Here is a 16,397-nt window from a genome sequence, read left to right on the forward strand (position 1 = left end):
CGGCTGGTGCGGGCCCGACGGCGTCTGTCACGTTGCTCAGGACCACGCTCCTCAGGACCACGTTCCTCAGGACGCGGCGGCCGCCCGTACGGGCGCCGAGCCCGCCGACGAGACCGAGAGCCGGTGGCGCAGCGCGGCCAGCTGACCCGTCAGCTCGGCCGGCAGCCGGTCGCCGAACCGCGCGAAGAAGTCCTCGGTGAGGTCGGCCTCAGCGAGCCACGCCTGCTCGTCGACGTCGAACAGGGCCGCCAGTGCGCCGTCGGACAGTTCGAGGCCGGCCAGGTCCAACTCGCCGGTGGCGGGCACCGTGCCGACCGGGCTCGGCCGGCCGGGCACCTCTCCGGCAACCCGGCGCAGGACCCAGTCCAGCACCCTGGCGTTCTCCGAGAACCCGGGCCACAGGAAGCTCCCGTCGGTGCCCTTGCGGAACCAGTTCACGGCGAAGATCTTCGGTGCACGCTCGCCGAGGACCTCACCGACGTCGAGCCAGTGCCCCCAGTGGTCGGCCATGTTGTAGCCGCAGAACGGGAGCATTGCGAACGGGTCCCGGCGCAGCTGCCCGACCGTGCCCTCGGCCGCCGCCGTCTGCTCCGAGGACACGGTGGCGCCGTAGAACACCCCGTGGGCCCAGTCCTGGCTCTGTGAGACCAGCGGCACGTTGGTGGCGCGGCGGCCTCCGAACAGGATCGCGTCGACCGGCACGCCGGCGGGGTCGTCCCAGTGCTCGTCGATGACCGGGCACTGGTCCGCCGCCACCGTGAAGCGTGAGTTCGGGTGGGCCGCGGGCCGGCCCTGCGCCGCCCCGAGTTCGGGGGTCCAGTCCCGGCCCTGCCAGTCGACGAGATGCGCCGGCGCCTGCGGTGTGAGCCCTTCCCACCAGACGTCGCCGTCGTCGGTCAGAGCGACGTTCGTGAAGATGACGTCGTGGGCGAGGGTCTCGATCGCCGTCGGGTTCGTGGTGATCCCGGTGCCGGGAGCGACACCGAAGAAGCCGGCCTCGGGGTTGATCGCGCGGAGCCGGCCGTCGGGTCCGGGCCGCATCCAGACGATGTCGTCGCCGAGGGTGGTCACCTGCCAGCCGGGGATCGACGGGCGCAGCATGGCCAGGTTCGTCTTGCCGCACGCGCTCGGGAACGCCGCGGCCACGTGGTACGCGCGGCCGGAGGAGTGGGTGAGCCGGATCAGCAGCATGTGTTCGGCCAGCCAACCCTCGTCCCGGGCGATCGCTGAGGCGATCCGCAGGGCGTAGCACTTCTTGCCGAGCAGGGCGTTCCCGCCGTAGCCGGAGCCGTAGGACCAGATCTCCCGGGACTCGGGGAAGTGCGTGATGTATTTCGTGTCGTTGCAGGGCCAGGGCACGTCATCGATCGGCTCGCCGGAGGCACCGACCAGGGGCATGCCGACCGAGTGCACCGCGGGCACCCAGGAGGCGCCACCGGCGATCTGGTCCAGGGCCGCCGCGCCGACGCGCGTCATGATCCGCATGCTCGCCACGACGTACGGGGAGTCCGTGATCTCGATGCCGACCTGGGAGATCGGTCCGCCGACCGGGCCCATGGAGAACGGCACCACGTACATCGTGCGACCACGCATGCTGCCGGCGAACACGTCGTCGAGGACCTCGCGCATCTCGGCGGGGTCCATCCAGTTGTTCGTCGGGCCGGCATCGACCTCACGCGCCGAGCAGATGTACGTGGCGGACTCGACCCGTGCCACGTCCGACGGCGCCGAGCGGGCCAGGTAGGAGCCGGGCCGGATCCGGGGGTTCAGCGGGATCAGGGTGCCGGCGTCGACGAGCGTCTCGATGATCCGGTCGTTCTCCGCGTCGGAGCCGTCGCACCAGTGCACGGCGTCGGGCCGGGTGAGGGCGGCGATCCGGTCGACCCAGGCGCTCACCTCGGCCAGTGGGCGGCTCGGCAGCCGGGGGGCAGCCGCGCGGCGGTTGTCGAGTGCGCGGGACGGCCGCTCGGCGGTCAGCGCGACCGGGGACTCGATGACGTCGTCGTCGGATTCGTCGATGGCGGAGAGGAACATGTGCGGGACCTTTCGTCGCTGCGGGCCGGTGAGACCACACTGACGCGACTCGGATCGGATTCCCCGGTACATTCGCTGGCAACTTCTGCCGAAGTTGCCTTATCGTCAACTCATGCGTCAGACCGGCGAGCCGTCGACTCAGCCCACGATCACCGCGCCGGTGATCCCGCTCGGCGGTGGCGTGCCCGGCGCCGAGCCCCCTGCCTCGCCGGCACCGGACGGGCTCACGCTCGGCCGCCGAATCCGGCACTTCCGGACCGAACGTGGTCTGACCCTCAAGGAACTCGCCGCGCGGGTCTCCTCCACCACCAGCCAGCTCTCGCACGTCGAGAACGGCAACCGGGAGCCGCGGCTGTCCCTGATCTCCGCGATCGCCACGGAGCTCGAGGTGGGCGTGGCCGACCTGCTCGAGCCGGCGCCGCCGCCGGACCGCCGCGCGGCGCTCGAGATCGCGCTCGACCGGGCCCAACGGAGCACTCTGTACGCCGGGCTCGGGGTCGCGCCGGTCCGGCCCGGCCGCACCGTGCCGCTGGGCGTCCTCGAGTCCTTGGTCGCGCTGCACACCGAGCTCGCCCGGCGCGCCGCGGAGGCCGTCGCCACCCCGGAGGAGGCCCGTCGGGCGAACACCGAGATCCGGAGGTTCATGCGGACCCGGGACAACTACCTACCCGAGATCGAGGAACTCGGCGAGGACCTGATCCGACGCGCCGGGTACACCTCCGGCGCGCTGACCCACAGCACCGTCTCCGAGATGGCTCGCACGCTCGGCTTCGAGATCATCCACGTGCCGGACCTGCCGCACTCCACGCGCACCGTGACCGACCTCGCGAACGGACGGATCTATCTGCCTCCGGCCTCGATCCCCGGCGGGCACGGCCTGCGGTCCCTGGCGCTGCAGGCGATCGCGCACCGCGTGCTCGGACACACCCGTCCGGTCAGCTACGCGGACTTCCTGCGCCAGCGCTTGGAGATCACCTACTTCGCGGCGACCTGCCTGATCCCCCGCAGCGCCGCCGTCGAGTATCTCTCCGAGCGCAAGCGGAGCCGCGACCTCGCCATCGAGGACTTCCGCGACGCGTTCGGAGTGACCCATGAGGCGGCCGCGCTGCGGTTCACGAACCTGGCCACCTCGCACCTGGACCTGCCGCTCCACTTCCTGCGGGTCTCCGACGACGGCGCCCTCTACAAGGGCTACGAGAACGACGGGGTCGGCCTGCCCGCGGACGTGCACGGCGCGATCGAGGGCCAGTACGTCTGCCGGCACTGGGCGGCCCGGGCCGCGTTCGAGCGACGGACCCGCACCACCGAGTTCCACCAATACACCGACACCCCGGCCGGCACGTTCTGGTGCTCGACGCAGACCGGACGCTCGGACGCCGGGGAGTTCGCGATCACCGTGGGTGTGCCGTTCAACCACGCCAAGTGGTTCCGCGGCCGCGAGACCGCCCGGCGGGCCGCCTCGACGTGTCCGGACGAGGCCTGCTGCCGGCGTCCGGCCGCCGACCTGAGCCGGCGCTGGCACGAGCACTCCTGGCCGAGCGCCGCGCTGCACGCGCAGATCCTCGCACCGCTCCCCTCCGGCACGTTCCCCGGCGTGGACGATGCCGAGGTGTACGCCTTCCTCGAGGCGAACGCGCCCGACGCCCGCTCGCGGGAGATCCCGTAGGGACGCGACCGCGACCGCGGTCACCGTGCTCACGCCAACCGGCGCATCGCCCGCTGGAGCTACCGACGATGCCCGAACGCCGCCCAGCAGCGCTAGCCTCACCGAGTGATCAACGACGTCGCGCCCGGCGCCCCCACCGACGACGACGCCGTCGCCGCGCTGGTGGCCCTGGTCCGTATCCCGACCGTCTCGGTGGGCGGTGAGCCCTCCACGGGAGTCCCGTTCACGGACTTCCTCGCCGAGCACGCCCGCCGCTTCCCGCTGATGCACGCACGCCTGGACCTGACCCTGCTGGAAGGCACGGCGATGCTGTTCCACTGGCGCGGCGCATCGAGCGAGCGTCCCGTGGTGCTGATGGCGCACCTGGACGTCGTCGGCGTCGAGGAGGCCGATCCCTGGCGCCATCCGGCCTTCTCCGCAGAGATCTCCGACGGCGAGATCTGGGGGCGCGGCACGCTGGACGACAAGGGCTCCCTGGCCGCGCTGTGCGTCGCCGTGGAACGCCTGCTCGCGCGCGGCGTCACGCCGGCCCAGGACGTCTGGCTCAGCTTCGGCAACGGCGAGGAGGTGTCCGGTGCCGCCGCGTCGGCCGCGGTCGAGCAGCTACGGACCACCGGCGTGCGGCCCTGGTTCGTGCTCGACGAGGGCGGTGCGGTGGCGGCGCGCGCGTTCCCGGGCGTGTCCCGGCCGCTCGCCGTGATCGGGGTCGCCGAGAAGGGCACCACGACGGTCGAGCTCACGGTCGCCGGCCGCGGGGGCCACTCGTCCACGCCCGCCCGCGGGGACGCCGTCGCCCGACTGGCCCGCGCGATCGTGCGGCTGGACAGGTACAGCTTCCCCGCTTCCCTACCGGCTCCGACGATCGAGATGCTCACCCGCCTGGCCCCGCACGCCGCACCCGCGATGCGCCCGGTCCTCTCCCGCACCGGGCGGTTCGGCGGGGCGATCACCAAGGCGCTGCAGGCGGCCGGGCCCGAGTCGGCCGCGATGACCCGCACGACGGCGGTGGTCACCACCCTGGCCGGCTCACCCGGGCACAACGTCCTCGCGTCGGTTGCCCGGGCCGGGGTGAACCTGCGGATCATGGTCGGGGACACCGTGGCCGGTACGGTCGAGCGGATCCGCCGGGTGATCGGGGACGACCGCGTCCGGATCACCGTGATCGATGCCAACGAGCCGTCGCCGATCTCCCCGTGGGACGACGACGCGTTCCGGCTGATCGAGACCGTGATCGCCGGGTCCCACCCGGACGCCATTCCCACGCCGTACGTGATGATGGGCGGCACCGATGCGCGGTTCTTCACGACGATCTGCCCACGCGTCTACCGCTTCGCACCCCTGCGGATGAGCAAGGAGCAACGGGCCTCGATCCATGCCTATGACGAGCGGGTCGGGGTGCGCGACTACCTCGACGGCATCGGTTTCTATGTCGACCTGATCGAGCGGATCGGCTGATGGACGACCGCGCGGCCCCGGCTCCGGGGTCGACGGAGCCGGCGACCGGGCCGAGTGCCGGCCCCACCCTGACGCACGGCCTGTGGGCGGTCGTCGGCTTCCTCATCTGCGTGGAACTCGCCTCCGGGATCCTCCAGGGCTTCTACACGCCGATCTTCTCCGACATCGCGACGCATCTGGGCATCCAGGACGCGGACGTGAACTGGTTCGAGGCGGCGCAGCTGATCGTGTCCGCGCTGTGTGTGCCACTGCTGGCCCGGCTCGGGGACGTGATCGGGCACCGCAGGGTCCTGCTGCTCTCGACGGCGGTCACCGCGCTCGGGTCCTGGATGCTCGCGTTCTCTCCCACGTTCTCCACGTTCCTGATCGGCTGGGCGCTCCAGGGTGCGTACGTCGTGTGGCTGCCGTTGGAGGTCGCGATCATCCACCGCCGCACGGCGGCGAGCGGCCAGCAGGCGCGCCTCACCCGCCGGGCCGCCGGGTTCCTGGTTGCCGGGCTGGAGGCCGGGGTGATCGTCGGGGCACTGACGTCCGGGGCGCTGGTCGAGGCGACGTCGATGACGGTGCTGCTGATGCTCCCGGCGGTCGCCGTGACCGTCTGCTTCGCCGTGATCTGGTTCGGCGTCGAGGACGTCGCCGGCACCTCGACGGGCGGGATCGACTGGGCCGGGCTCGGCATGATCACGACGGTGCTCGGACTCATCATGGCCGGGTTGATCACGATCCGGCTGCAGGGTCCGGGGAGCCCGCTGGCCTGGGCCCTGATCCTCGCCGGTCTGGTACTGGTGCTGCCGTTCGTGCGGATCGAGCGCGCGCTGGCCGAGCCGCTCATCGACGTCAGGCTGCTCATGCAGCCGGCGCAGTGGCCGGTGCAGCTGACCGCGTTCCTGTTCGGGATGTCCGTGCTCGGCGCACAGATCCCGCTGTCCACGTTCGCCCGCACCGACCCGGCGACGGCGGGTTTCGGCCTGGGTGCCAGCGCCGGCTTCGTCTCCACCTTGGTGGGGCTCTACGTGATCTCGATGGCCGCCGGCGCCCTGCTCGTGCCGGCGCTGGCCGGACTGATCGGCCCGCGCCGTTCACTCGTGGTCGCGGCGTTGCTGGTCGCGGTCGGCTATGCCCTGTTCCTGCCGTTCCACGACACCACCTGGCAGACGATGACGAACATGGCGGTGGCCGGTCTCGGCTCCGGCGCCCTGGTCGCCTCGCTCCCGGCTGCGGCTGCCGCGGCCGCGCCGCCGGAGCGGACCGGATTCGCGACCGGGATGACGAACGCCATCAAGACCGTGGGTGGGGCGATCGCGTCCTCGGTGTTCGCGATCGCGCTGGCCGCGACCGGGTCGCTCGAGGGACCGGCCGCCGGGCACGCACCACTGTCCGGCTACCTCACCGTCTGGGCGGTGTGCGCCGTGACCGCGCTGGTGGCGGCGGTGTGTCTGCTGCTCGTGCCGAGGACCGCGTTCGGCGACTGAACCCGGCTCGGCCGGCTCACGCACGCGAACGCCCGACGGCGGGGGCTGCCGTCGGGCGTTCGGGTGGCCGGATGCCGGTCTCCCGTGGGAGGTCGACCGCGCGGTCAGTCGCCGGAGTCGGCGGAGGGCGCGGACGCGGGGCTGGCCGGGGAGGCGGGGCTCGCCGGGGAGGCGGGGCTCGCCGGGGAGGCTGGCGACGCGGGGCTTGCCGGGCTCGGCGCGGACACCGGGCTGGGCGCGGAGGCCGGGCTGGCCGGGCTCTGTGCGGACGCGGGGCTGGCCGGGCTGGGTGCCGACACCGGACTGGCCACCGGCGACGGCGCCGAGACCGAACTGATCGCGGTCACGGCGGAGACCGCGCTGCCCGGGTCGACCGTGGCCGGGTCCGTGGTGGCCGGGGTGGTGGCCGGGGCCGTGGGGGCGGCGGGCGAGGCCGCCGAGGGGGCCGCCGGTGAGGGGGCGGAGGTGGCCGGGGCCTGGGACTGCTCCGGCGCCGGCGTCGACGTGAACGTGTCCGCGCTCGCCGCCACGGCTCCCCCGGCAACGGCCACGACACCCAGGGTCCCGGTCACGATCCAGGCGGTGCGCTTGTTCATTCTGATTCCTCCGAAGTCCAGGGCCCCGGTTCGGGACCACCTCATCTGTTGCTGACATCCATCAGATTCCCGGGCCACGATGAGCCCACAAGGAGAGGAATGTGAAAGCCTTCTCATCCGGCCCGGTGCCCGATCGCCAAGGGACACCGACGCCGATCCCGGCGGGCGGCGACGGCACGGCGGAGCACGCCCGTCGGCACGCGGGCCGGTCCCGGTCGACGGCCTCAGGCAGATCCGCTGTCAGGCGGTGACGACGTTGCCCTCTCGGATCTGCACGGCGACCTCGGGAAGCGGCTGGTCGGCCGGGCCGGAGACGACCGCCCCGGTGAGTTGCTCGAACTCCGACCCGTGGCACGGGCAGTACAACACGTCCTCCCGCACCCGCACGCTGCAGCCCTGGTGGGTGCAGATCGCGCTGAACGCGACCACCTCACCGTCCGTAGGCTGCGCGACGACCAGTTCCACGCCGTCATCCGTGGTGAGCACGAGCGAGCCCCCCACCGGGACGTCTGCGAGCGCGACCAGGGTCTCCCCCGCCGTCGGTTCCTCGACCTCGGGTGCGCCGGTGCAGGCGGCGAGCCCGGCGAGGGTGACCCCGCCCCCGGAGGCGAGCAGGACCTGGCGGCGGCTGGGGCAGGGGCACATGGGGGTCAATCTAGTCCGGCCGGACGCACGGCGCCCGCCCCACCGCGAGGGTGGGACGGGCGACGGTCGGCGACGGGCCGCCGGTCACGAAGGCAGGTCAGGAACGCTCGGCGAACTTACCCTCGTCGCGGATGCGCTTGTTCAGCTCGTCGAGGTAGCGGTCCTCGTCGAGGTCCAGCGGGACCTCCTCGCCGAGCCAGCTCGAGAGGTGGATGGCGTTGGCGAGGCGGACCCCGTTGATGCCCTCCGACCCGGGTGCCAGCAGCGGTGTCCCGTCGAGGATGTTCGCCGCGAAGTTCTCCAGGACGCCCGCATGCTGCTGGCCCCACGGGCGGTCGTACTCGATGGTCTCGGTCTCCTGGTAGGAGTCGAGGTTCATCTCGCCCATGAACATCTTCTTGACGTCGTCCGGGCCGATCGAGTCCGAGATCTCCTGTTCGGTCTTGGACAGCCGGGTCACGTACGCGGTCTTGGAGCCCTCGACGACGATCTTGCCGGAGTCCCCGAGGATCTCGAACCGGTCGGTGCCGATCAGGTCGTGGGTCGCGGTCACGAGCACCCCGGTGGCACCCTCGCCGTAGTCGACGACCACGGTGACCTCGTCCTCGGTGGCGATGTTGCGCCGGAAGCCGTAGGCGACCTTCGCGAAGACGGACTTCGGCACACCGGCGATCCACTGCAGCAGGTCGAGCTGGTGCGGGACCTGGTTGACCAGGACTCCACCGCCCTCGCCGCCCCAGGTGGCGCGCCAGTCGCTCTGCTCGTAGTAGCCCTGCGGCCGCCACCAGGTGGTGATGATCCAGTTGGTGCGGCGGATCTTCCCGATCTCGCCGGCCTCCACGATCTCCTTGATGCGCTGGTAAAGCGGATTGTTGCGCTGGTTGAACATGATCCCGAAGGTCAGTTCGGGCTTCGTCGCCGCGTACTCGTTGAGTTCCTTGACCTGCTTGGTGTAGACCCCGGCAGGCTTCTCGACGAGCGGGTGGATCCCGCGGGACAGGGCCGCGATACCCATCTCCGGGTGCAGGTAGTGCGGCACGGTCGTGACGACCGCGTCGACGTCACCGCTGTCGAGAACGCTCTCGAAGTCCTCGTACACCGGGACGCCCGGGTAGGTCGACGCAGCCAGTTCGCGCTTGGCCGGGTCGTGATCGACGATCGCGCCGATCACCATGTTGGGGACCTTGCCGTCGGAGATGAGCCTGGCGTAGAGCCCGCCCTGGGCGCCGAGCCCGATGATGCCGAGTCTGACCTTGTCTGCCACGTTGGAGTCTCCTGATGTCGTTCGAGGGAAGCATCGCTGCCGATCCCCCGAGGCTAGGGCGCGCCCGCCGGGCCGGACCATCGGTTGCCGCCTGTTGCCACCCGGCCCGCGCGCGGGCACCGGAAGCGGTTCCGTGGTTGCAGCCGGCGCGAGGATGCAGACCTCTGCCCATGTCACCGGCCCGAGGATTGGTGCGAGGATGTGGCCCATGATCGTTGTGACCACGAATGAGATCCCCGGCTACCGCATCGACGCAGTGATGGGTGAGGTGATGGGCCTGACCGTCCGCTCCGCGAACATCGGTCAGAACTTCGTCGCGTCGTTCCGCTCGATCGGCGGTGGTGAGGTGACCGAGTACACCCGGCTGGTCTACGAGAGCCGCCAGGAGGTCATGAACCGGATGACGGTCGAGGCCCAGCGGCGCGGGGCCAACGCGGTGATCGGGATGCGGTTCGACACCGGTGACATCGCCCAGGCATTCAGCGAGGTCTGCGCGTACGGCACGGCCGTGTATGCCACGCCGATCGGCGAGGACGAGGACGGGCACACCAAGCAGTCCGTCGAGCAGGCGAAGAACCCCGCCAACGTCGGCCCGGCCCCGGCCCCGAACCCGGGTCAGCCGCCGGCCCAGGGCTACGGCGGCGCGTCCGGCCAGCCGCAGGGCGGATACGGCCAGCAGCCGGGGTACGGCCAGCAGCCGGGCTACGGTCAGCAGCCCGGTCCGCCCGGCCCGCCGCCGGCCGGTGGCTACCAGCAGCCGCCCGCGGGGGGCTACCAGCCGGGCTACTGACGCCGCGAGCGGTCCGCGCGGGGGTCCTCCTCCCGGGGACGGACCTAGAAGTCGACGGGGTCGCGAGCGATCGGGCAGGTCATGCAGTGCCCGCCGCCGCGGCCCCGGCCGAGTTCGGCCCCGACGATCTCGACCACCTCGATGCCGGCGTTGCGCAGCAGCGCGTTCGTCTGGGTGTTGCGGTCGTAGGTGATCACCACGCCGGGCTCGAGGGCGACCGCGTTGTTGCCGCTGTCCCACTGCTGGCGCTCGGAGGCGTAGAAGTCCCCACCGGTCTCGATGACGTGCATCCCGGAGAGCCCGAGGGCCTCGGTGACGACCTTGACGAAGGTGCCCTCACCCTCGTCGATGACGTCGAGCCCGGCGGGCCCGTCACCGGGCACCAGGGTGAACGTGTGCACGCCGTCCATGATCCGCGGGTAGAGCGTGACGACGTCCCGGTCGGCGAACGTGAACACCGTGTCCAGGTGCATGGCCGCGCGCAGCTTCGGCAGCGCGGCCACGACCACGCGTTCCGCCGCGCCGTGCGCGAACAGATTCGCCGCCACCTGCGTCACCGCCTGGCGGGACGTCCGTTCGCTCATGCCCATCAGCACCACCCCGTTGCCTACCGGCATGACGTCGCCGCCCTCGAACGTGGCCTGGCCCCAGTCCGCCTCCGGGTCACCCCACCACACCCGCGACCCGGCCAGCCCGGGGTGGAACTCGTAGATGGCTTTCATCAGCAGGCTCTCCCCGCGGCGTGCCGGCCAGTACAGCGGATTCAGGGTGAGCCCGCCGTAGAGCCAGCAGGTGGTGTCCCGGGTGTAGAGGGTGTTCGGCAGCGGCGGCATCAGGAACTCCTGCGCCCCGCGGGACTCCCGGGCCATGGACAGCGCCGCGGACCGGAACTGTGCCGGCAGGTCGCCGGTCGCGAGTCCGCCGATGAGGTACTCGGCCAGGGTCGCCGCGTCCAGGGTGTCCAGGTAGGCGCGGATGTCGTCGATGACCCCCAGCCCGACGACGTTCGCCACGATCTTGCGGTCGAGCAGCCAGGCCCGCGCCTGCGGGATGGCCATGGTCTCGGCGAGGACGTCGTGGAGCTCGAGCACGTGGATCCCGCGCTCGACCATCCGGGTCACGAAGTCGGCGTGGTCGCGCTGGGCATTCTCCACCCACATGACGTCGTCGAACAGAAGCGCGGCGCTGTTGCTCGGCGTGAGTCTGTGGTGCGCCAGCCCGGGGCGACAGACCAGCACCGTCCGGAGCCTGCCGACCTCCGAGTGCACGCCGGGGATGAGGGTGGCATCCGCTGCGATGGGCATGCCCGAGCCTCTCACGCCGGCTGGTCGGGGCGCGACGGTCGGGGCGCGACGGCCGGGGCGCGACGGTCGGGGCGCGACGATCAGGGCGCGACGATCAGGGCGCGACGATCAGGGTGCGATGATCAGGCAGGGGCTCGACGCGGTGGCGAGCACCCGACCGTGGGCGTCGCGCAGGTCCGCCTCCGCGAACGCGGCCCGGCGGCCGGGCTTGGTCACCCACCCGTGCGCCGTCACTGGACCGGTCTCGACCGAGATCGGCCGCAGCAGTGAGATCTTGATCTCCAGCGTCGTGTATCCGACGCCGGCCGGGGGAGCGTCGAGTGCACCGCGCAGCCGCAGGCGGAGTCCAGGAGGGTGGCGGCGAAGCCGGCGTAGACGGACCCGATCGGGTTGTCGTGGGAGTCGTCCGGCACCCCGGTGAGCACGACGTCCCCTTCGGCCACGGAGACGAGGTCCATCCCGACGTGAGCGGCGATCGGAGGTGGTGGCGTGGTGCCGGCGATCAGGGCCTGCAGTTGCTCGACGCCGGTGCGCTCGAAGGAGCCGGCAGCATGCGGCAGCGGATCCTCGTAGCGCAGCGTCCTGGTCCGTTCGGCGTCCGTGCTCACGCATCCACTCCTTCGTCGGGGGTCGGGCCGGCCCGCCTCCATTGCCGGGTCGGCTCAGCCACCGTACCGTCGCCACCAGCAGATCCGACTCACGGCAGGAGCGCGGCACATGACGGACTGGGTGGCCCAACCGGGGCACGACGACGACCTCGTGCGCTCGAACACCGGACACGGCTGGGACGAATGGGTCCGCCTCCTCGACGCCGGTCCGGGGCGCGCGGCCGGCCACACCGAGCAGGCCCGGTGGGTCCGCGAGGAGCATGGCGTCGACGGGTGGTGGGCGCAGAGCGTTGTGGTCGGCTACGAACGGATCGTCGGGATCCGGCTACCCGGACAGATGCCGGACGGAACCTTCACGGTGTCCCGATCCCGCATCCTCGACATGGACGCGGACACCTGGCGGGCCCGGCTCCTCGACGACGCCACCCGCGCAGCGCTGTTCGAGCCACTGGGCACCACCCTGCGTTCGAAGCCGGAGGCGCGCAGCCTGCGCTTCGACCTCGCCGACGGCGACACCTCGCTCGGTGTCGTCGCGGTCGCCCTCGACCCGCTGGCCGAGCGGGTCCGGCTCACGATCACCCACGAGAAGCTGGCGGACCCGGGCGCGGCCGAGCGGTGGAAGGACCACTGGTCGGCCTGGATCGGCGGGCTCGGGACGGAGCAGTCCTCCTAGCCGCATAGGCTGGACCGTTGGAGCTACACCCGAGGAGAGGCGGTCACGATGCCGGGTGGCGAAGAGATCCTGGTCGAGACGGTCGACGAGCAGGGCCGGGCGGTCGGCACCGCCGAGAAGCTCGAGGCCCATCGTGAGCCCGGGGTGTTGCACCGGGCGTTCTCGCTGTTCGCGTTCGACGGCGCCGGCCGGCTCCTGCTGCAGCGCCGCGCCGCCGGCAAGTACCACTCGCCGCTGATGCTCACGAACAGCGCCTGCGGCCACCCGTTCCCGGGTGAGGCCCCGGCGACGGCGGTGGCCAGGCGTGCCGCCGAGGAGTTGGGCGCGCCCGTGCGGGACCTGACCGAGCTCGGGATCGTGCAGTACCACGTCCACGACGACGCGACCGGGCTCTACGAGCGCGAGTACAACCACGTGTTCGCGGGCCTGGTCGACGCCGAGTCCCTGGCGCACGACCCCGACGAGATCGCCGAGATCGTGTTCGTGACCGGTGCCGAACTGGCCGCCCTGCGTGCCGCGGAGCCGTTCACGGCCTGGTTCGACGACGTCTGGGGCGTCACCCGCGGGCATCTCAGCCACTGGGGCTTCCGGGACGCGTGATCCGCTGGGATGCCGCCGGGCTGCGCGAGACGCACACCGGTCCCCCACGACACCTCCGCGACACCGGCTCCGCCACGGCCGCCACACGCATGGCACGGCGGCACGAGTCACTAGACTCAAGCCCGTTCCGCCCATGGCGACCGGCGCCGTGGGCCACGACCCCACCCACACACGAAAGCCCTGCGATGCCACGAACCCCTCCCGCCCGGTACGACCGGGTCGAGGCCTCGTGATGGTGGCGTCGTCCCCGATCGTGGGCGCGGGCCGGAGTACCGGCGTCGGCGCGGTCGACCCGGTGGCCGTCGGCGCGGGCCACGCCAAGGCGATCCTGATCGGTGAGCACTCGGTCGTCTACGGGCACCCGGCCATCGCCCTGCCGCTCCTGCCCCTGCGCACCGTCGCCCGGCTGCGGGCCGTGCCCGGCCCGCTCAGCGCCCGGCACGGGGACCGGCGGCTCCCGGTGGCGGACCTGCCCGAGCGATTCGCACCGGTCGGTGCCGCCGTCACGGCCGCGCTGGCCCACTTCGGCCTGCCCGGGGACGACCTCGAGATCGAGCTCGACAGCGACATCCCACCGGGCGCCGGCCTGGGCGCGAGCGCCGCATCCGCGCACGCCATCGTCGAGGCCGTGCGCGCCCACGCCGACCGGGAACTCGACGAGGAGGCCCGGTTCGAACTCGTCCAGACGGCTGAACGGGTGGCACACGGCAACCCCAGCGGTCTGGATGCGCGAGCCACCCGGGCCCGCACCCCGGTGGCGTTCAACGACGGCGTGACGTCCAGGCTCGAACTCGGCGCGTCGTTCTCGTTCGCGGTCGCCGACACCGGCGTGCGCTCGCCCACCCGCGACGCCGTCGCCGGGGTCCGCAGCCTCGTCGAAGCCGACCCCGACCACGGCAGGGAGCTCCTCGAACGCCTCGCCGAACTGACCCGGACCGCGGCCGAGGATCTGCGCGACGGCCGGATCGGTGACCTCGGCGCACGACTCCACGCCGCGCAGGACACCCTCGATGCGCTCGGCGTCGGGCACCCCGCCATCGACCGGCTGGTCGCCGCGGCCCGGGCCGCGGGCGCAGCCGGGGCGAAGCTCACGGGCGCCGGGCGCGGCGGCTGCGTCATCGCGGTCACGGACTCCCCCGAGCGCGCCGCGGAGATCGTGACCGCGATGCGGCAGGCGGGCGCGGTCGGGGGCTGGATCGTCACGGCGGGTGGCCGGTGAGCGTCACCGCCGTCGCGCACCCCAACATCGCGCTGATCAAGTACTGGGGCAAGGCCGACGAGCGGCTGTCGCTGCCCGCGACCGGCAGCCTCTCCCTCACCCTCGACATCGCCCCGACCCGAACCACGGTCACGCTCGACCCCGAGGCGGACACCCACGTCGCGTCCTGGAGCGGTGAGCCGATGACCGGCGGGGAACTGGCGCGGGTGAGCGCGTTCCTGGACCTGGTCGCCGAGCGCGCCGGCAGCCGCGCCCGCGCCGTCGTGGAGACGGCCAACGAGATCCCCACCGGTGCCGGCCTGGCCTCCTCGGCGGCCGGGTTCGCGGCGCTCGCGGCCGCCGCGAGCAGCGCCTACGGGCTCACCCTCACCCCCCGCGAGCTGTCCCGGCTCGCCCGGCGCGGCTCCGGGTCGGCGTCCCGGTCGGTCTTCGGGGGGCTCGTCCAGTGGCACCCGGGCGACGACGAGGGCTCGTTCGCCGAGCCGATCGATGCCCCGGGCCTGGACCTCGCGCTCGTCGTCGCCGTGCTCACCGCCGGACGCAAGCCGATCGGCAGCCGGGAGGCGATGCGTCGCACGGTGGCGACCTCACCGTTCTTCGACGCCTGGGTCGCGAGCGTGCCCGGCGACCTGGACGCGATGCGAGCGGCGATCGCCCGGGCCGACTTCACGGCCGTCGGCGAACTGGCCGAGTCGAACGCGATGCGCATGCACGCGACCATGCTCGGCGCCGTCCCGCCGGTCCGGTACTGGAACGCGGACACGGTCGCCGCGCTCGACGTCGTCGCCCGGTGCCGGCGCGATGGCATCGAGGCCTACGCGACCATCGACGCCGGACCGAACGTCAAGGTGCTCTGCCGGCCCGAGGCGACCTCCGCCGTCGCCGAACGGTTCGCGGACGCGTTCGACGGCGTCAAGCTGCTGGTCTCGGGGACCGGCCCGGGCGTTCGGATCGTCGGGCCGACCGCATGATCACCGCCCGGGCACCCGGCAAGCTCTTCATCGCCGGCGAGTACGCCGTCGTCGAACCCGGCGGGGACGCGGTGGTCGTGGCCGTGGACCGGCACGTCGTCGTGACCCTGGGTCCGGCGCGGGACCGCGGCAGGATCGACTCCGACCAGCCCGGCTGGGCACCGCTGACCTGGTCGCGGGAGGCCACCGGCGTGGTGGCCGAGGACGGTCGCGGCCTCGATCATGCGCTCTCGGCCGTCCGGACGATCGATGAGTTCGTGATCGGTCTCGGCATCGACCCCCGCAACCACTCCCTGCGGATCTCCAGCGACCTCGACGACGCCGACGGGCACAAGTATGGGCTCGGCTCCAGCGGCGCCGTCACGGTCGCCACGATCCGGGCACTCGACGAGTTCTACGGGCTGGGGCTCACGCGACTCGAGCAGTTCCGGCTCGCCCTGCTCGCGATCGTCGACGTCGCGCCGTCGTCCTCCGGCGGCGACGTCGCTGCGAGCACGTTCGGCGGCTGGGTCTCCTACCGCTCCCCCGACCGGGCCGCACTGGCCGAGCTACGCGCCCGCGACGGAGTGCTCGCCGCGTTCCGGGCGCCTTGGGCGCCGCTCGCGATCACCCCGCTGCCGTCCCCGGACGCGCTCGAGCTCGTGGTCGGTTGGACCGGCGCCGCGGCGTCGACGGCGCGACTCGTCGATGACGTGCAGGCTGCGGTGGGCGCCGGCACGTCGGCGATCCAGGCGCTGCCCTACGAGGAATTCCTGACCGAGAGCCGCGCCCGCGTCGCGGACGTGGCCGCCGGCCTCACCGACGGCGACCCCGCGCGGGTCCTGGCCGCGGTGCGCGCGGCGCGGCGGTTGCTCGTCGGACTCGGGTCCACCCTCGACGTCGGGATCGAGACGCCGACGCTGACCCGGCTGTGCGACGAGGCCGAGGCCATCGGGGCAGCGGCGAAGTCCTCCGGTGCCGGCGGCGGCGACTGTGGAATCGTGCTGGTGCCCCGCGGCACCGACCTGACCGCGATGCTGGCCGGCTGGGAACGCGCGGGAGTGCGCAGGCTCACGCTCGCGGTGGCGCCCCCGGAGCCGCTGGTCGGTGCGCGATGACAG

Annotated in this window: 16 protein-coding genes; 10 read left to right on the forward strand and 6 right to left on the reverse strand. The window is 72.5% G+C overall.

Going from position 1 to position 16,397, the window contains the following annotated elements; genetic code table 11:
- Positions 1–66 precede the first annotated feature (66 nt).
- Positions 67–2,034: a phosphoenolpyruvate carboxykinase (GTP) gene (locus EXU48_RS19655; RefSeq protein WP_133109390.1), complete on the reverse strand. Its 1,968-nt coding sequence runs from the start codon at positions 2,032–2,034 to the stop codon at positions 67–69.
- A gap of 112 nt (positions 2,035–2,146) precedes the next feature.
- Between EXU48_RS19655 and EXU48_RS19660 the strand changes: the two genes are divergently transcribed.
- From EXU48_RS19660 to EXU48_RS24610, 4 genes are all read left to right on the forward strand, one after another.
- Positions 2,147–3,700, forward strand: coding sequence for a helix-turn-helix domain-containing protein (locus EXU48_RS19660; protein WP_133109391.1), 1,554 nt, complete (start codon positions 2,147–2,149; stop codon positions 3,698–3,700).
- Between the two features lie 105 nt (positions 3,701–3,805).
- Positions 3,806–5,155, forward strand: a complete 1,350-nt coding sequence (locus tag EXU48_RS19665) for a M20/M25/M40 family metallo-hydrolase (RefSeq protein ID WP_235857154.1) — start codon at positions 3,806–3,808, stop codon at positions 5,153–5,155.
- Positions 5,155–6,627 carry an MFS transporter gene (locus EXU48_RS19670; RefSeq protein WP_133109392.1) on the forward strand — a complete coding sequence of 491 codons (1,473 nt, stop codon included), beginning with the start codon at positions 5,155–5,157 and terminating at the stop codon, positions 6,625–6,627. The genes EXU48_RS19665 and EXU48_RS19670 overlap by 1 nt, the downstream gene beginning before the upstream one ends.
- An 84-nt stretch (positions 6,628–6,711) precedes the next feature.
- Positions 6,712–7,278, forward strand: a complete 567-nt coding sequence (locus EXU48_RS24610) for a hypothetical protein (RefSeq protein ID WP_165962902.1) — start codon at positions 6,712–6,714, stop codon at positions 7,276–7,278.
- A 185-nt stretch (positions 7,279–7,463) separates the two neighbouring features.
- On the opposite strand, the gene EXU48_RS19680 is transcribed toward EXU48_RS24610, so the two are convergent.
- Together EXU48_RS19680 and EXU48_RS19685 are read right to left on the reverse strand one after the other, a co-directional pair.
- On the reverse strand, positions 7,464–7,868 hold the full coding sequence (locus tag EXU48_RS19680) for a QcrA and Rieske domain-containing protein (protein WP_133109394.1): 405 nt from the start codon (positions 7,866–7,868) through the stop codon (positions 7,464–7,466).
- A 97-nt stretch (positions 7,869–7,965) separates the two neighbouring features.
- A complete protein-coding gene (locus tag EXU48_RS19685) occupies positions 7,966–9,132 on the reverse strand; it encodes a Gfo/Idh/MocA family protein (protein WP_133109395.1) in 1,167 nt (388 codons plus the stop codon).
- Between the two features lie 208 nt (positions 9,133–9,340).
- Between EXU48_RS19685 and EXU48_RS24830 the strand changes: the two genes are divergently transcribed.
- Positions 9,341–9,922: a YbjQ family protein gene (locus EXU48_RS24830; RefSeq protein WP_207947836.1), complete on the forward strand. Its 582-nt coding sequence runs from the start codon at positions 9,341–9,343 to the stop codon at positions 9,920–9,922.
- Between the two features lie 44 nt (positions 9,923–9,966).
- Here EXU48_RS24830 and EXU48_RS19695 read toward each other — a convergent pair whose 3' ends face one another.
- The 3 genes from EXU48_RS19695 to EXU48_RS19700 form a co-directional block, all read right to left on the reverse strand.
- Positions 9,967–11,226 (reverse strand): arginine deiminase, encoded by a 1,260-nt coding sequence (locus tag EXU48_RS19695; protein WP_133109396.1) that lies wholly within the window; start codon positions 11,224–11,226, stop codon positions 9,967–9,969.
- Positions 11,227–11,334: 108 nt separating this feature from the next.
- Positions 11,335–11,565 carry a PaaI family thioesterase gene (locus EXU48_RS25185; RefSeq protein WP_235857160.1) on the reverse strand — a complete coding sequence of 77 codons (231 nt, stop codon included), beginning with the start codon at positions 11,563–11,565 and terminating at the stop codon, positions 11,335–11,337.
- Positions 11,457–11,834: a PaaI family thioesterase gene (locus EXU48_RS19700; RefSeq protein ID WP_235857162.1), complete on the reverse strand. Its 378-nt coding sequence runs from the start codon at positions 11,832–11,834 to the stop codon at positions 11,457–11,459. The genes EXU48_RS25185 and EXU48_RS19700 overlap by 109 nt, the downstream gene beginning before the upstream one ends.
- A 109-nt stretch (positions 11,835–11,943) precedes the next feature.
- Between EXU48_RS19700 and EXU48_RS19705 the strand changes: the two genes are divergently transcribed.
- The 5 genes from EXU48_RS19705 to EXU48_RS19725 all read left to right on the forward strand — a co-directional run bounded on the left by EXU48_RS19705 (position 11,944) and on the right by EXU48_RS19725 (position 16,394).
- Positions 11,944–12,507 carry a DUF4287 domain-containing protein gene (locus tag EXU48_RS19705; RefSeq protein ID WP_133109397.1) on the forward strand — a complete coding sequence of 188 codons (564 nt, stop codon included), beginning with the start codon at positions 11,944–11,946 and terminating at the stop codon, positions 12,505–12,507.
- Positions 12,508–12,555: 48 nt separating this feature from the next.
- The gene (idi, locus tag EXU48_RS19710) at positions 12,556–13,107 is read left to right on the forward strand and encodes an isopentenyl-diphosphate Delta-isomerase (protein ID WP_133109398.1); all 552 of its coding nucleotides are present in this window, start codon (positions 12,556–12,558) and stop codon (positions 13,105–13,107) included.
- Between the two features lie 232 nt (positions 13,108–13,339).
- Positions 13,340–14,326: a mevalonate kinase gene (gene mvk / locus EXU48_RS19715; RefSeq protein ID WP_165962903.1), complete on the forward strand. Its 987-nt coding sequence runs from the start codon at positions 13,340–13,342 to the stop codon at positions 14,324–14,326.
- A complete protein-coding gene (gene mvaD / locus EXU48_RS19720) occupies positions 14,323–15,297 on the forward strand; it encodes a diphosphomevalonate decarboxylase (protein ID WP_133109400.1) in 975 nt (324 codons plus the stop codon). Before mvk ends, mvaD begins: the two co-directional genes overlap by 4 nt.
- Entirely contained in the window at positions 15,294–16,394 is a 1,101-nt protein-coding gene (locus EXU48_RS19725; RefSeq protein ID WP_133109401.1) for a phosphomevalonate kinase, read from the forward strand. Before mvaD ends, EXU48_RS19725 begins: the two co-directional genes overlap by 4 nt.
- Positions 16,395–16,397: the final 3 nt, after the last annotated feature.

The sequence above is a fragment of the Occultella glacieicola genome (genome assembly GCF_004353825.1).
Classification (GTDB): Bacteria; Actinomycetota; Actinomycetes; order Actinomycetales; family Beutenbergiaceae; genus Occultella; species Occultella glacieicola.

Bases quoted from the DNA above. Each gene is read 5' to 3' on its own strand.
- EXU48_RS19655 (WP_133109390.1), bottom strand. From the start codon at position 2,034: ATGTTCCTCTCCGCCATCGACGAATCCGACGACGACGTCATCGAGTCC.
- EXU48_RS19660 (WP_133109391.1), top strand. From the start codon at position 2,147: ATGCGTCAGACCGGCGAGCCGTCGACTCAGCCCACGATCACCGCGCCG.
- EXU48_RS19670 (WP_133109392.1), top strand. From the start codon at position 5,155: ATGGACGACCGCGCGGCCCCGGCTCCGGGGTCGACGGAGCCGGCGACC.
- EXU48_RS19680 (WP_133109394.1), bottom strand. From the start codon at position 7,868: ATGTGCCCCTGCCCCAGCCGCCGCCAGGTCCTGCTCGCCTCCGGGGGC.
- EXU48_RS24830 (WP_207947836.1), top strand. From the start codon at position 9,341: ATGATCGTTGTGACCACGAATGAGATCCCCGGCTACCGCATCGACGCA.
- EXU48_RS19695 (WP_133109396.1), bottom strand. From the start codon at position 11,226: ATGCCCATCGCAGCGGATGCCACCCTCATCCCCGGCGTGCACTCGGAG.
- EXU48_RS19705 (WP_133109397.1), top strand. From the start codon at position 11,944: ATGACGGACTGGGTGGCCCAACCGGGGCACGACGACGACCTCGTGCGC.
- idi (WP_133109398.1), top strand. From the start codon at position 12,556: ATGCCGGGTGGCGAAGAGATCCTGGTCGAGACGGTCGACGAGCAGGGC.
- mvk (WP_165962903.1), top strand. From the start codon at position 13,340: ATGGTGGCGTCGTCCCCGATCGTGGGCGCGGGCCGGAGTACCGGCGTC.
- EXU48_RS19725 (WP_133109401.1), top strand. From the start codon at position 15,294: ATGATCACCGCCCGGGCACCCGGCAAGCTCTTCATCGCCGGCGAGTAC.